Source organism: Streptomyces sp. H39-C1 (assembly GCF_027158125.1).
In the GTDB taxonomy this organism is placed as follows: Bacteria; Actinomycetota; Actinomycetes; order Streptomycetales; family Streptomycetaceae; genus Actinacidiphila; species Actinacidiphila fildesensis.
The window spans coordinates 1-795 of the sequence record NZ_JAPVLS010000181.1; the positions used below are offsets into that span (position 1 = coordinate 1).

The 795-nt window shown below is 73.7% G+C and carries 1 protein-coding gene; it reads left to right on the top strand.

All coding sequences use genetic code 11. The features are described 5' to 3' along the window. The coding region (locus O3W51_RS46755) for an ATP-binding cassette domain-containing protein (RefSeq protein ID WP_269290110.1) at positions 1-795 on the top strand (795 nt) is incomplete at both ends.

The following is a 795-nucleotide window of genomic DNA, read 5'->3' on the forward strand; positions in this document are numbered from 1 at the left end:
CGCCTTCCTGCTGCTGCTCAACGGGTTCCTGCTGCCGGTCACCCAGCTCGTCGGCACGGGATCCGAGCTGACGATGGCGCGAGCCCAGTCCGCGCTCCTCGACGACGTCGAACTCTCCGAGCCCGACCCCTATCTGACGGCCGTCCTGGACCCGGTGGACGGCTCGGCCGGACCCGTCGCGCTCAGCGGCCTGCTGGAGCTGCGGGACGTCTCCTTCGGCTACGACCCCAACCGGCCGGCGACGCTGGAGGGCATCTCGCTGACGGTGCGGCCGGGGGAGTGGGTCGCGGTCGTCGGATCGAGCGGCAGCGGCAAGTCCACGCTGGCCCGGCTCGCCGCCGGAGTGCTCCGGCCCTGGACCGGCGACGTGCTGCTGGACGGAGTGCCGCGCGAATCACTGCCGCGCGCCGTGGTGACCAGCCAGGTCGCTTACGTGGAGCAGCGGTTGCGGCTCTTCGAGGGCACCATGCGCGACAACCTCACGCTGTGGAACCCGGCGGCCGACGAGACCGCCCTGCACCGGGCGCTCGCCGACGCCGAGGCCGCCGACCTGGTCCGTGGCCGTGGTGGCCTGGACGCCGGGCGGATCGAGGAGGACGCACGGAACCTCTCCGGCGGAGAGCGGCAGCGACTGGAGCTGGCCCGTGCGCTGGCCCTCGACCCGCCGCTGCTGGTGCTGGACGAGGCGACCTCCGCGCTGGACGCCCGCACCGAGGCCTTGGTCAACACGCACCTCCGGCGGCGCGGTACCAGCTGCCTGGTGCTCGCCCACCGGCTGAGCACCGTCCGCTCCGC